The 13216-nt window shown below is 72.0% G+C and carries 14 protein-coding genes; 4 read left to right on the top strand and 10 right to left on the bottom strand.

What is annotated here, in order from left to right:
• Positions 1-144: 144 nt before the first annotated feature.
• Positions 145-1455 carry an ammonium transporter gene (locus ABZ386_RS00545; RefSeq protein ID WP_356669997.1) on the top strand — a complete coding sequence of 437 codons (1311 nt, stop codon included), beginning with the start codon at positions 145-147 and terminating at the stop codon, positions 1453-1455.
• Positions 1452-1790 (top strand): P-II family nitrogen regulator, encoded by a 339-nt coding sequence (locus ABZ386_RS00540; RefSeq protein WP_053669183.1) that lies wholly within the window; start codon positions 1452-1454, stop codon positions 1788-1790. The genes ABZ386_RS00545 and ABZ386_RS00540 overlap by 4 nt, the downstream gene beginning before the upstream one ends.
• Positions 1791-1813: 23 nt before the next feature.
• Here ABZ386_RS00540 and ABZ386_RS00535 read toward each other — a convergent pair whose 3' ends face one another.
• The 3 genes from ABZ386_RS00535 to ABZ386_RS00525 all read right to left on the bottom strand — a co-directional run bounded on the left by ABZ386_RS00535 (position 1814) and on the right by ABZ386_RS00525 (position 3653).
• Positions 1814-2290, bottom strand: coding sequence for a hypothetical protein (locus ABZ386_RS00535; protein ID WP_351346244.1), 477 nt, complete (start codon positions 2288-2290; stop codon positions 1814-1816).
• A 160-nt stretch (positions 2291-2450) separates the two neighbouring features.
• Entirely contained in the window at positions 2451-2804 is a 354-nt protein-coding gene (locus tag ABZ386_RS00530) for a cytidine deaminase (RefSeq protein WP_351346242.1), read from the bottom strand.
• Positions 2805-2831: 27 nt separating this feature from the next.
• Positions 2832-3653 (bottom strand): helix-turn-helix transcriptional regulator, encoded by an 822-nt coding sequence (locus ABZ386_RS00525; RefSeq protein WP_355712987.1) that lies wholly within the window; start codon positions 3651-3653, stop codon positions 2832-2834.
• A 145-nt stretch (positions 3654-3798) separates the two neighbouring features.
• Between ABZ386_RS00525 and ABZ386_RS00520 the strand changes: the two genes are divergently transcribed.
• Positions 3799-5244, top strand: coding sequence for an MFS transporter (locus ABZ386_RS00520; RefSeq protein ID WP_355712932.1), 1446 nt, complete (start codon positions 3799-3801; stop codon positions 5242-5244).
• Here the strand turns inward: ABZ386_RS00520 and ABZ386_RS00515 are convergent.
• The 7 genes from ABZ386_RS00515 to ABZ386_RS00485 all read right to left on the bottom strand — a co-directional run bounded on the left by ABZ386_RS00515 (position 5206) and on the right by ABZ386_RS00485 (position 12149).
• Positions 5206-5565, bottom strand: coding sequence for an MmcQ/YjbR family DNA-binding protein (locus ABZ386_RS00515; RefSeq protein ID WP_356672550.1), 360 nt, complete (start codon positions 5563-5565; stop codon positions 5206-5208). The two genes, ABZ386_RS00520 and ABZ386_RS00515, sit on opposite strands and share 39 nt — an antisense overlap.
• Positions 5562-6872, bottom strand: coding sequence for a hemolysin family protein (locus tag ABZ386_RS00510; RefSeq protein WP_355712937.1), 1311 nt, complete (start codon positions 6870-6872; stop codon positions 5562-5564). The genes ABZ386_RS00515 and ABZ386_RS00510 overlap by 4 nt, the downstream gene beginning before the upstream one ends.
• 7 nt (positions 6873-6879) lie before the next feature.
• Positions 6880-7377, bottom strand: a complete 498-nt coding sequence (gene ybeY, locus ABZ386_RS00505; protein WP_358962728.1) for an rRNA maturation RNase YbeY — start codon at positions 7375-7377, stop codon at positions 6880-6882.
• A 14-nt stretch (positions 7378-7391) separates the two neighbouring features.
• Positions 7392-8459: a PhoH family protein gene (locus ABZ386_RS00500; protein WP_114252348.1), complete on the bottom strand. Its 1068-nt coding sequence runs from the start codon at positions 8457-8459 to the stop codon at positions 7392-7394.
• A gap of 179 nt (positions 8460-8638) precedes the next feature.
• Complete coding sequence (locus ABZ386_RS00495; protein WP_351346231.1) at positions 8639-9775, bottom strand: PfkB family carbohydrate kinase; 1137 nt, start codon at positions 9773-9775, stop codon at positions 8639-8641.
• Between the two features lie 140 nt (positions 9776-9915).
• Positions 9916-11205: a glucarate dehydratase family protein gene (locus ABZ386_RS00490; RefSeq protein WP_356499403.1), complete on the bottom strand. Its 1290-nt coding sequence runs from the start codon at positions 11203-11205 to the stop codon at positions 9916-9918.
• Positions 11202-12149, bottom strand: a complete 948-nt coding sequence (locus ABZ386_RS00485; protein ID WP_351346229.1) for a 5-dehydro-4-deoxyglucarate dehydratase — start codon at positions 12147-12149, stop codon at positions 11202-11204. Before ABZ386_RS00485 ends, ABZ386_RS00490 begins: the two co-directional genes overlap by 4 nt.
• A gap of 95 nt (positions 12150-12244) precedes the next feature.
• On the opposite strand from ABZ386_RS00485, the gene ABZ386_RS00480 reads away from it, so the two are divergent.
• Complete coding sequence (locus ABZ386_RS00480; RefSeq protein WP_351346227.1) at positions 12245-13027, top strand: IclR family transcriptional regulator; 783 nt, start codon at positions 12245-12247, stop codon at positions 13025-13027.
• The last annotated feature ends 189 nt before the right edge of the window (positions 13028-13216 follow it).

Below are 13216 nucleotides of genomic sequence, written 5' to 3'. Positions count from 1 at the left end.
AGCCGCCCCGTACCGGACGTGCGCGGTGAGCTTCCGGAAACCCTCACGCAACGAAACGTCACGGAAACACACCCGTACGCAACCGGAAACGCACGCCGGTGACCCTCTGACGAGCCCCCGGAGCCCCCACCCGTTGGAGACACCGTGCCCCTGGCCGCCGCACACGCCGACACCGGCGACACCGCCTGGCTGCTCGCCGCCACCGCCCTCGTCCTGCTGATGACCCCGGGCCTGGCCCTGTTCTACGGCGGCATGGTCCGCACGAAGAGCGTGCTCAACATGCTGATGATGAGCTTCGTGTCGATCGCCCTGGTCACGGTGGTGTGGCTGGCGGCCGGCTACTCGCTCGCCTTCGGGGAGGATGCCGCCGGCGGGCTCATCGGCGGGCTCGGCCACGCCGGCATGGGCGGCCTCGGTCCGGACAGCGTCCACGGCACGGTCCCCACCCTCCTCTTCGCCACCTTCCAGCTCACCTTCGCGATCATCACGGCCGCCCTGGTCAGCGGCGCGGTCGCCGACCGGGCGAAGTTCGGGGCGTGGCTGGTCTTCGTGCCCGTGTGGGCGCTGCTCGTATACGTTCCGGTCGCGCACTGGGTGTGGGGCCCGGGTGGCTGGATCCTGGAACGGCTCGGCGCGCTCGACTTCGCGGGCGGACTGCCCGTGGAGATCGTCTCCGGCGCCTCGGGACTCGCGCTGTGCCTGGTCCTGGGCCCCCGCCTGGGCTTCAAGAAGGACTCCATGCGCCCGCACAACCTGCCCATGGTGATGCTCGGCGCCGGTCTGCTCTGGTTCGGCTGGTTCGGCTTCAACGCCGGCTCCGCGCTCGGTGCCAACGGCCTCGCGGCCGCCGCGTTCCTCAACACCCTCGCCGCGGGCTGCACCGGCCTGCTCGGCTGGCTCTTCGTCGAGCAGAAGCGCGACGGCCACCCGACGACCCTGGGCGCCGCGTCCGGCGCGGTCGCCGGTCTGGTCGCCATCACCCCGTCCTGCGGGTCGGTCTCCCTGCTCGGCGCGCTGGTCGTCGGCCTCGCCGCCGGCACGGTCTGCTCGTATGCCGTGAGCTGGAAGTTCAAGCTGAACTACGACGACTCCCTGGACGTCGTCGGCGTCCACCTGGTCGGCGGTGTCATCGGCACGCTCCTCATCGGCGTCTTCGCCGTGGAGTCGATGACCGGCGGCGCCGAGGGCCTCCTGTACGGCGGCGGCCTCGCCCAGCTCGGGAAGCAGCTGGTGGCCGTGGTGGTCGTCGCGGCGTACGCGTTCGGGGTGACGTACGGGATCGGCAAGCTGATCGACGTCACGATGGGCCTGCGGGCGAGCGAGGAGCAGGAGCGGACCGGCCTGGACCTTACGGTGCACGCCGAGACGGCCTACGATCACGGGGTCCTGGGCCACGGCGCCCCGGTCTCCTCCTCCGTCGTCTCCCCCGCCCAGAAGGTCACCCCCCAGGCATGAAGCTCATCACCGCGATCGTCAAGCCGTACCGCCTCGACGAGGTCAAGAACGCCCTGCAGGAACTCGGCGTGCACGGTCTGACCGTCTCCGAGGCCAGCGGCTACGGCCGGCAGCGCGGCCACACCGAGGTGTACCGCGGCGCCGAGTACCAGGTGGACCTGGTGCCGAAGGTCCGGATCGAGGTCGTCGTCGAGGACGCGGACGCCGAGGCCGTCATCGACGCGGTCGTGAAGGCCGCGCACACCGGCAAGATCGGCGACGGCAAGGTCTGGGCGCTGCCCGTGGACACGGTCGTGCGGGTGCGGACGGGCGAGCGCGGCCCCGACGCGCTCTGACACCGGGGCCGCCTCGCTGCGGCTCAGTCGAACACGAACGGGCCCGGTGACTGCGGCCCGGCCGCCGTGCAGGTGATGGTGATGCCGAAGACGGTCATCTTCAGCGAGCCGCCGAAGGCCTCCAGGCTGTCGCCGGAGGCCACGGTGCCGTTGAGGGGGCCGACCTCGACGGGGGCGCCGGCGGCCATCGCCGGGTTCTCCTTGCCGGTGAAGGTGACGGTGCCGCCACCGGCCTTCACCAGCGTGAGCGTGGACGAGATCGAGTCCGCGCCGAGCGCGATCGGTGCGGTGATCGCGGAGGACTTGACGGTGACGGTGGCGGCGGTGCCGTCCTGGGTGGCCGTGAGCGTGGCGGTGCCGCTGCCGAAGGTGCCGCAGTCGGCGTTGATGGTCGCCGTCTGGGGGGTGACGGCGAGGGCCGCGGGGGCGAAGGCCAGCCCGGTGGCCGCGAGGGCCCCGGCCGCCAGTGCCGCACCTGCTCCGATTCGCTTGCATCTCATGGGATTCCGGCTCCGTTTCCGTGTGGGGGGACGGCTCGGGTCGCATTGCGGAGAGCCGAACCTGACGGTCCGTCGGAACTGACGGTTCCATTGATGCGCGAGGTGCGGGCGGCGGCAAGGTTGAAATCTGGCCTACTTACCGCCGGTTACACCATGGACTTCAGCCAGCGGTCACCGTGGCGCGAACCGTTCCGTCCGGACCGGCCAGCAGCACCGGCGTCCCGGCCCCGCCGAGGTCCCGTACCGCCGCCCGGTCCTCGTCGGACACGGTCTCCGCCTGCGTCACCACCGCCGCCGCCTCCAGCGAGGTCGCCCCGGAGGCCACCGCCATCGCCACCGCCGTCTGCAGGGCGCTGAGCTTCAGGGACGCGAGGGCCACCGTCCCCGCGACATACGTACGCCCGGTCTCGTCGCGCACGGCCGCCCCCTCGGGCACGCCGTTGCGGGCCCGGGCGGAGCGGGCCAGGGTGACGATCTTGCGGTCCTCGGGGTCAAGCGCGCTGGTGTCGGTCATGAGCCGAGCATACGGAGCGAAGCAGGGTTATCCGGCCACGGGGTACAGGGCTCCCCGGCGCCCCTCCGGCGAGGCCAGCCACTCCAGCTTGGCCGCGGTGTCCGCCTCGTCCAGCGGGGTGTGCAGGACGATCGTCAGGTCGGGCCGCACCGGCACCTTCAGCGCCGTCGCCTCCACGCACAGCAGTCCCACCAGCGGGTGGTCCAGCTCCTTGCGGATCTGCCCCGCGTCCTCGATGTCCCGCTCCTCCCACAGCCGGACGAACTCGGGGCTCGCGGCCCTCGCCCGGGCCAGGACCTCCCGGTAGCCCTCGTCGTCGGGGTGGGCCGAGCAGGCCGCGCGGAACTGCGCGACGACCGCCCGGGCGTTCCGCTCCCAGCTGCGCGAACGGGACCGGTACAGCGGGTCGGTGAAGAAGTCGACGAGACAGTTCTGCGTGTAGTCGGGACGCATGCCGAGCACGATCGCGGCGGCGTCGTTGTACAGCACGCAGTTGTAGTACGCGTCCATGATGTGCGCCGGGTACGGCATCCACGTGTCGATCAGCCGCCGCAGCCCGTCGCACATGTCCCGCCGCTCCGGCTCCACCGCGGGCACCGGCGGATTGAGCCCGGCCAGCAGGTACAGGTGCCGCCGCTCGGCGTCGCGCAGCCGCAGCACCCGGGCGACGGAGTCCAGGACCTGCGGGGAGACGGAGATGTCCCGGCCCTGCTCCAGCCACTGGTACCAGGAGGCCCCGACACCGGCGAGCACGGCGACCTCCTCGCGCCGCAGCCCCGGCGTCCGGCGCCGGGCCCCGCCGTCGGGCAGGCCGACCTCGGCCGGGGAGACGCGGGCGCGCCGGCTCATCAGGAACTCACGCAGCTCGCTCCGCCGTTGGGACTTCAGCACGTCCTCGGGCACGTAAGGATCCCCTCGTTCTTGCCTGGTGGTGCCACCACCAGGACAACTTGCCGCTCCCCACGGCTATTCCGGCGGACGCAGGCTCGTGGGCATGGCGATCGACACCTCCCGTCCCCCAGCGACCGCACGGCCCGGCAGCCCCCGGCTGTCGACGCGCGACAAGCTCGTCCTCTTCGTGCTGTGCGCGGCCCAGTTCATGGTCGCGCTCGACTTCTCCGTCCTGAACGTCGCCCTGCCCGTCCTCGGCGCGGACCTCGGCATGAGCCAGTCCGCGCTGCAGTGGGCGGTCACGGCGTTCGCGCTGCCGTCCGGCGGCTTCCTGCTGCTCTTCGGCCGGATCGGCGACCTGTACGGCCGCCGCAGACTGTTCCTCTCCGGCCTCGCCCTGTTCGGCGCGGCCTCGCTGCTGGCGACCTTCGCCTGGGACCCGGCGTCGTTCCTCGCGGGCCGGGCGCTCCAGGGGATCGGCGCGGCGGCGATCGTGCCGACCGGCATGTCCCTGCTGACCACGACGTTCGCCGAGGGACCCGCCCGGGACCGCGCCCTCGGCATCTCGGGGACGCTGCTCTCCCTCGGCTTCACCGTCGGCATGGTGGCCGGCGGTGTGCTGACCGATCTGCTCGGCTGGCGCTCGACGATGGGCCTGCTGACGCTGTTCGCCCTGATCGTGCTGCCCCTGGCCCCCGCCTTGCTCCCCGAGTCCCGCACCCCGGACCGACCTCGCCTGGACGTGCCGGGCGCGGTCACCGTCACCGGCGGTCTGCTGTCCCTGATCTACGCCCTGTCGACGGCGGCCGACCACGGCTTCGGCCGGACGGACGTGCTGGTGACCCTGGTCGCCGGCGTGCTGCTGCTCACCGCCTTCGCCGTCGTCGAGTCGCGTACCGAGGCGCCCCTGGTGTCCCTGCCGATGCTGCGCCGCCGCACGGTGGCGTGGGGCAACCTGGGCGGTCTGGTCACCTTCTCGATGATGTCGACGGTCGTCTTCGTGCTGACGCTGTACCTCCAGGAGGTGCTGCGCCTGTCGGCCTTCGAGACGGGCCTGGTCTTCGGTGTGCAGGGCGTGCTGTCGGCGGTGGCGGGCTCGTACGCCCCGAGGGTCATCGGCCGCCTCGGCGCCCACCGCACCCTGGTCGTCTCGCTCGCGGGACAGGGCGTGCTCATCGCCGCCCTGCTGGGGCTCGGCACGGGCGGCTGGTCGGTCTGGCTCGCCACGGCCGGCGTCGCGCTGGCCAGCATGAGCCATCTGGGCGCGATCATCTCCTACGGCGTGACCGTCACCTCCGGGGTGCCCGACGAGGAGCAGGGCCTGGCCACCGGCCTGGTCACCTCCACTCAGCAGGTCGGCATCACGGTCGGCATCCCGCTGCTGGGCGTGCTCGCGACGACCTCCGGTGACCTGCTGTCCGGCGTGCACACCGTGCTGGCCCTGGACGCGGCGATCGTGCTGGCGGCCGCGGTGCTGGTCGCGGTGGGTCTGCGGCCCCGCAGGGGCGCCTCAGGAGCGGTCGAGGCGGAGGCGCTCGGCGCGCGGTAGGCCGGCGACGACCAGGTCGTAGGAGTCCTCGACGAGCTCCCGGACCAGCTGGTCCGGGAGGCCGCCGTCGGCCGTGACCGTGTTCCAGTGGCGCTTGTTCATGTGCCAGCCGGGGACGATCAGGCCCGGGTGCTCCTCGCGGAGCCGGATCGCGTCCTCCGGGTCGCACTTGAGGTTGACCGTCAGGGGCCGCGCGTCGAGGTACGACAGGGCGAACAGCTTGCCCCGCACCTTGAAGACGGAGATCTCCGGGCTGAACGGGAAGTCCTCGACGGCCGCGTTGAAGGACAGGCAGAAGGCGCGCAGCTCCTGGGGCGTCATTCCGGCTTCTCCTCCTCGTCCCGGGGTGGGTCCACCGGGCCCACCGGCTCCGCCAGCACCGTCACGATCTTGTTCCGGCGGCCGGCCGCGGCCTCGGCGGTCAGGCGCAGCTCCCGGCCGTCGGGGAGTTCCACGACGGCCGACGCGCCGGCGATGGGGACCCGGCCCAGGGCCTTCGCGAGCAGACCGCCGACCGTCTCGACGTCCTCGTCGTCGAAGGCGTCCAGGCCGTACAGCTCGCCCAGGTCGCCGATGTCGAGGCGGGCGGTGACCCGGTAGCGGTCCCCGCCGAGGTCCTCCACCGGGGGCAGTTCGCGGTCGTACTCGTCGGTGATCTCGCCGACGATCTCCTCGAGGATGTCCTCGATGGTGACGATGCCGGCCGTGCCGCCGTACTCGTCGATGACGACGGCTACGTGGTTGCGTTCCTTCTGCATCTCGCGCAGCAGGTCGCCGGCGTTCTTGGTGTCGGGCACGAAGAACGCCGGGCGCATCGCCGTGGACACCTGCTCGGACTCGGCGTCGCGGCTGATGTGCGTCTTGCGGACCAGGTCCTTCAGGTACACGATCCCGACGATGTCGTCCTCGCTCTCGCCGGTGACCGGGATGCGGGAGAAGCCGGAGCGCAGGGCGAGGGTGAGGGCCTGGCGGATGGTCTTGAAGCGCTCGATGACCACCAGGTCCGTGCGCGGGACCATGACCTCCCGTACCAGGGTGTCGCCCAGTTCGAAGACGGAGTGCACCATGCGGCGCTCGTCGTCCTCGATGAGGGACTCCTTCTCGGCGAGGTCGACCAGCGCCCGCAGCTCCGCCTCGGAGGCGAAGGGGCCGCGCCGGAAGCCCTTGCCGGGGGTGAGCGCGTTGCCGATGAGGATCAGCAGCGACGGGATCGGGCCCATGACCCGGGCCAGCGGCACCAGGACGTACGCGGAGACCGTCGCCGTGTTCAGCGGGTGCTGGCGGCCGATGGTGCGCGGCGAGACGCCGACGGCGACGTACGACACGAGGACCATGACCGCGATGGCGATCAGGAGGGCCTCGGTGGTGTGGTCGAACTCCATCAGGCAGCCGTACGTGATCAGCGCGGCGGCGGCCATCTCGCAGGCGACGCGGACCAGCAGCGCCACGTTCAGATAGCGCGTGGGGTCGGCGGCGACCTGGGAGAGCTTGGCGCTGCCCCGGCGGCCGGAGCGCACGGCCTCCTCGGCGCGGAAGCTGGAGACGCGCGCGAGGCCCGCCTCCGCGCAGGCGGCGAGCCAGGCGACCACGACCAGGGCGATCGCGCCGAGGGCGAGCTGCGGACTCATGGGCGGCTTACGAGACGGTCGGCGCCGGGGACTGGCCGGTCAGGCCCCGCTCCGCGCGCCAGCCGTCCACGATGGCCGCCTGGAGGCCGAACATCTCGGCCTTCTCGTCCGGTTCCTCGTGGTCGTAGCCCAGCAGGTGCAGCACGCCGTGGACGGTGAGCAGTTGGAGCTCCTCGTCCATGGAGTGCTGCGTCTCCGCTTCCTTGCCCTGCTTCTCGGCGACCTCGGGGCAGAGCACGATGTCGCCGAGCAGCCCCTGCGGCGGCTCGTCGTCGTCCTTGGACGGCGGACGCAGCTCGTCCATCGGGAAGGACATGACATCCGTGGGGCCCGGCAGGTCCATCCACTGGATGTGGAGCTGCTCCATGGCGTCGGCGTCCACGACGATCACCGAGAGTTCGGAGAGCGGGTGGATGCGCATCCGCGCGAGCGCGTAGCGGGCGATGTCGAGGATCGCCTGCTCGTCGACCTCGGTGCCGGACTCGTTGTTGACGTCGATCGACATGGTGCTGTGTGTGTCTACTTCCCCTTGTGCGCGGACTTGCCACGGCTCTTGTGCGCGCCGTTCTGGGTGCCGTGCTTGGTGTCGTACTTCTCGTACGCGTCGACGATACGGCCCACCAGCTTGTGCCGTACGACGTCGTGGGACGAGAGCCGGGAGAAGTGGACGTCCTCGACGCCGTCCAGGATGTCCTGCACCTGGCGCAGACCGCTCTTCGTCCCGTCCGGGAGGTCGACCTGCGTCACGTCACCCGTGATCACGATCTTCGAGTCGAAGCCGAGGCGGGTGAGGAACATCTTCATCTGCTCGGGGCTCGTGTTCTGCGCCTCGTCCAGGATGATGAAGGCGTCGTTGAGCGTGCGGCCGCGCATGTAGGCGAGCGGCGCGACCTCGATCGTGCCCGCCGCCATCAGGCGCGGGATCGAGTCCGGGTCGAGCATGTCGTGCAGCGCGTCGTAGAGCGGGCGCAGGTACGGGTCGATCTTCTCGTAGAGCGTGCCCGGGAGGAAGCCGAGCCGCTCGCCGGCCTCGACCGCCGGGCGGGTCAGGATGATGCGGTTGACCTGCTTGGACTGCAGGGCCTGCACCGCCTTGGCCATCGCCAGGTACGTCTTGCCGGTGCCCGCGGGGCCGATGCCGAAGACGATCGTGTGCTTGTCGATCGCGTCCACGTAGCGCTTCTGGTTGAGCGTCTTGGGACGGATCGTGCGGCCTCGCGAGGACAGGATGTTCTGCGTGAGCACCTGGGCCGGGGTCTCCTGGCCGTCGCTCTCCCCGTTCTCGCTCGCCTTCAGCATGGCGATCGAGCGTTCCACTGCGTCCTCCGTCATCGGCTGCCCGGTGCGGAGCACCAGCATCATCTCGTCGAACACGCGCGAAATGAGGGCGACGTCCACGGGGTCGCCGACCGCGCTGATCTCATTGCCCCGGACATGGATGTCGGCCGCCGGGAAGGCCTTCTCGATCACGCGCAGGAGGGAGTCGCCGGACCCCAGGACGGTCACCATGGGGTGCTGGGCGGGGACGGTGAACTGCGCTCTCGCCTGCTCCTGCGCGGGGGTGTGAGCTGTGGGTGTCTGAGTCATGGGCCGGCGCTTAAGGCCTGCGGTTCCTCCTCGTCACGGCCGCACAGCTGAGGGCGGCCTCGCGATTCCCAGGGTACGACGGGGGAGTGACAACGCCGTAGGGGTTTTGGGCGTGGGGTTTGAAACGGACGCGACAGCTCCCGTCAACCGACCGTGCCGGGAGCGGCAGCCGCGGGGCGTCACGCCGAGCGGCGGAACCCGATCGTCGGCACGGCCCGCCGCAACGGCCAGGGCCTCACCAACTCCTCCGACACGAGCCCGGCAAGGAACCCGTACCGCCGCAACGCCGCCGGATCCTGCCCCTCGACCGACTGCACCCGCCGCCACCACGCCGCGATCTCCGACCACCCCGGCGCCGACAACGACCCCCCGAACTCCTGCACCGACAGCGCCGCCGTCAGCCCGGCGAACGCCAGCCGGTCCGCCAGCGGCCAGTCCGCCAGTGTCCCGGCCACGAACCCGGCGACGAACACGTCCCCGGCCCCCGTCGGATCCAGGGCCTCGACCTCGATGGCCGGCACCTCCGCCGTCTCCCCCGTACGCCGGTCCACCGCGTACGCCCCGTCCGATCCGAGCGTGACCACCGCGATCGGCACGTACTCGGTCAGGGCGTGCGCGGCCGCCCGGGGGGAGTCGGCGCGCGTGTACCGCATGGCCTCCTCGGCGTTCGGCAGGAACGCCTCGCAGTGCCGCAGGTCGGGCAGTGCCGCCAGGTCCCACGCGCCGGTGTCGTCCCAGCCGACGTCGCCGAAGACGCGGGTGCCCTTGCTCGCGGCCTGGGCGATCCAGGGCGCGCTGACACCGGGCGCGAGGGAGGCGACGGCGGCGCGGGCGCGGGGCGGGCACTCGGGGGCGGGCTCCTCGGGGGGCGGTTCGTGGCCGTGCGAGACCATCGTGCGCTCCCCCTCGTACGCCATGGAGACGGTCACCGGGGAGTGCCAGCCGGGCACCGTGCGCGACGGGGAGAGGTCGATGCCCTCGCCGTGCTCCAGGGCGTCCCAGCAGTAGTCGCCGTAGTGGTCGTCGCCGAAGGCCGCCGCGAGGGACGTCCTCAGGCCGAGGCGGGCCAGCGCGGTGGCCATGTTGGCGACGCCGCCGGGGCTCGACCCCATCCCGCGGGCCCAGGACTCCGTCCCGCGGACCGGGGCGGAGTCGAGGCCGGTGAAGATGATGTCGAGGAAGACGGTGCCGGTGAGGTAGACGTCCCAGGGCGGGTCGTCCGGCGTGCGCAGCGGGGCGAGGGGATCGACCTGGGTCTGGCGGTGCGATCCCTTTCCGGCCGGGCCCTTTCCTGCCGGGGCGGTGGACGCGATCACGATGCGCTCCCTGACGTGGTGCGGATCAGGCCAGTGTGCACCACATCACCGGCAACGTGACGCCGATCACGCCGGACCCACCCGTCCCGTCAGCTCGCGCCGGGCTCCGCGCGCCCCCCGCCCCGCAAAAAGCGCAGGCCCTACCAGCGCGGCACCGAGGGGGTCACCCAGGCGGGGTCGGCGATCCGCATGGCCGCCGCGTCGTCGCGGTCCCGCAGCGCGCCGTCGTCGTCCAGCCACCGCCGGTGCAGTACGGCCAGCCGCTCGCGGTCGAGCTCCACGCCGAGCCCGGGGGCGTCGGACACCGTCACCTTGCCGCCCTCGAAGGCGAGCCGTTCGGTCAGGACGTCCTCGGACTGCCAGGGGTAGTGGGAGTCGCAGGCGTGGTGGAGGTCCGGGACGGTGGCCGCGACGTGGGTCATGGCGGCGAGGGAGATGCCCAGGTGGGTGTTGGAGTGCATGGACACGCCGACGCCGAAGGTGCGGCAGACGGCGGCGAGTTGCTGGGTGTTGCGCAGTCCGCCCCAGTAGTGGTGGTCGGAGAGCACGACCTGGACGGCGTCCTTGCCGAACGCCTCCTTGATCTCGGCGAAGGTCGTCACGCACATGTTGGTGGCGAGCGGCACGCCGGTCTTCGCGGCGACCTCGGCCATGCCGGTGGTGCCGAGGGTGGGGTCCTCCAGGTACTCGAGGACGTCCCCGAGTTCCTCGGCCACGCGCAGGGAGGTCTCGACCGACCAGGCGCCGTTGGGGTCCAGCCGCAGCGGGTGCCCGGGGAAGGCCTCGGCGAGGGCCCGTACGGCGGCGATCTCCTCGTCCGGCGGGAAGACGCCGCCCTTGAGCTTGAAGGAGGTGAAGCCGTACCGCTCCGTGAACCGCCGGGCCTGCTCCACCACCCCGGCCGGATCGACGGCGGCACCCCAGTCGTCCCGCTCGGCCGGCACGCCCTCGGGGTGGCCGGCCCACTTGTAGAACAGGTAGGCGCTGTACTCGACGGCGTCGCGCACCTTGCCGCCGAGCAGCGCGTGCACGGGCAGTCCGAGCGCCTTGCCGAGGGCGTCGAGGCAGGCGACCTCGAAGCCGGAGACGACGGACAGCCGCAGCTTGTCGGCCGTCTGGACGCCCCGCAGGCCGCCGACGTCGACGGCGTTCTCCACCCGGGAGGCGTCCACGGCCACCTCGTCCGCGACCGTGAACAGCCCGTTCAGATCGCTGACCTGGCGTCCCTTCAGCCGCTCGGCGAAGGGCCGGGCCGGCTCCAGGTACTTGGTGTCGCCGTAGGTCTCCCCCACGCCGGTGATCCCGTCCGCCGTGACGACCTCGACGATCAGCCGGGGCGTGTACGGCTGGTGCACGCCCTGCGTGTTCAGCAGCGGCGGGTCCGCGACCAGGATGGGCGTCAGCCGTACGTCCGTGATGGTGAGGTTCACAGGGCGGCTCCCACGAGGTCGAGTCCGGCGGTGAGGACGGCGCGGAGGGCGGCCAGGTCGGCGGGCGAGGGGTCGGTGAGCGGGGCGCGGACGGGGCCCACGGCGTGCCCGCGCAGCCGGGCCGCCGCCTTCACCAGCGACACGGCGTACCCGGGGACGCGGTCGCGCAGTTCGACGAGGGGGACGTAGAAGCCGCGCAGCAGTTTGTCGACGGTGCCGTGGTCGCCGTCGCGCAGGGCGGTGAAGAAGGCGCCGGCGATCTCGGGGGCGAAGGCGTGCACGGCGGAGGAGTAGGCGGGGACGCCGACGGTGGCGTAGGCGCGGGCCTGGATCTCGGCGGTGGCGGCGCCGTTGAAGAACAGGAAGTCCTCGGGCGCGGCCAGCGTGAGGCGTTGCAGCCGGTCGAGGTCGCTGTGGCCGTCCTTGAGGCCGATGACGTTCGGCAGGGCGGCGACCCGCTTGAGCGACTCGGCGGTGAAGGCGACCTGGCCCCGCTGGTAGGCGATCAGGGGCAGTGACGTGCGGGCGGCGATCTGTTCCAGCTGGGCGACCAGGCCGTCCTGCGGGGCGGCGACGAGGTAGTGCGGGAGGACCAGGAGCGCGTCGGCTCCGGCGTCCTCGGCGATGCGCGCGAAGCGGACGGCCTGCGCCCAGCCGTAGCCGATGCCCGCGACGACGGGGACGCGGCCGGCCGCCTCCTCGACGGTGAGGCTGACGACCTGCCGGTACTCGTCCTCGTCGAGGGAGAAGAACTCGCCGGTGCCGCAGGCGGGGAAGACCGCGCCGGGCGAGGCGGCGAGCCGGTCCGCGAGGTAGGCGCGGAAGCCGTCCGGGTCGAGGGTGCCGTCGTCGCGGAAGCTGGTCAGCGGGAACGACAGCACGCCGCCCGCCATGCCCTCCCGCAGCCGGTGTGCGACCGCTGCCGGTCCAGCGCTCACGAGCATCTCCTTATGTAGACGCCATCTACGTATGAGAATGAAGGTTAGATATACGAACAGGGGGCGTCAACCGCGCGCGGCGGCCCGATTACCATCGGCGCATGTCAGACACAGGGGGCGTCCGCGAGGTGAAGTCCGCGGCGCGCACGGTCGAGCTGCTGGAACTCCTCGCGGCGCGCGGCGACCGCCCGGCCCGGCTCCAGGAGCTGGCCGCTGAACTCGGCGTGCCGCGCAGCTCGATGTACGCGCTGCTGCAGACCCTGATCGCGCACGGCTGGGTCCGCACCGACGTCACCGGCTCCCTGTACGGCATCGGCATCCACGCCCTGCTCACCGGCACCAGCTACCTCGACTCCGACCCCCGGGTCCGGGTCGTACGGCCGTATCTCGACGAGGCATCCGAGGCGCTCGGCGAGACGATCCACATGGGCCGGCTGGACGGCCGGGACGTGGCGTACCTGGCCACGCGGGAGTCGCACGAGTACCTGCGGACCATCAGCCGGGTGGGGCGGCGGCTGCCCGCGCACGCCGGCGCCCTGGGCAAGGCGCTGCTGGCGGAACGCCCCGACGCGGAGCTGCCCGAGGGGCCGTACGAGGCGCTGACCCCGAACTCGCACACCAGCCGGGAGTCCCTCGCGGCCGACCTCGCGCGGACCCGGGCCCGCGGCTGGTCCGAGGACCGCGAGGAGGGCGTGCCCGGGATCGTCGGCTTCGGGTTCGCGCTGCGCTACGACACCCCCGCGCAGGACGCGATCAGCTGCTCGGTGCCGGTCGCCCGGCTCACCCCGGAGCACGAGGAGCGCATCGTCGCCGTGATGCGGGAGATCCGGGCGAAGATCGAGGCGACGGCGCCGGCGGGGGCCGGATCGGTGCACTGGCGCTAGCCGAAGGCGCGGACATCACCTCGTAAAAGAGCGCTCGTTCACCCGAAAAGGGCGCTCTTCTACCCGGACTTCACCACCCCAAACGCAACGTGCTCCACATCACACCCCCTGGGCTCCCGTGCCCGACTGCTTGCTTGATACAAATTGCCCGCGCGTTCCTGTCCGTCGACGGTCGTCGCCCATCCCCCT

Source organism: Streptomyces sp. NPDC006140, from assembly GCF_040628815.1.
In the GTDB taxonomy this organism is placed as follows: domain Bacteria; phylum Actinomycetota; class Actinomycetes; order Streptomycetales; family Streptomycetaceae; genus Streptomyces.
This window is presented reverse-complemented; position numbering and strand designations above follow the sequence as displayed.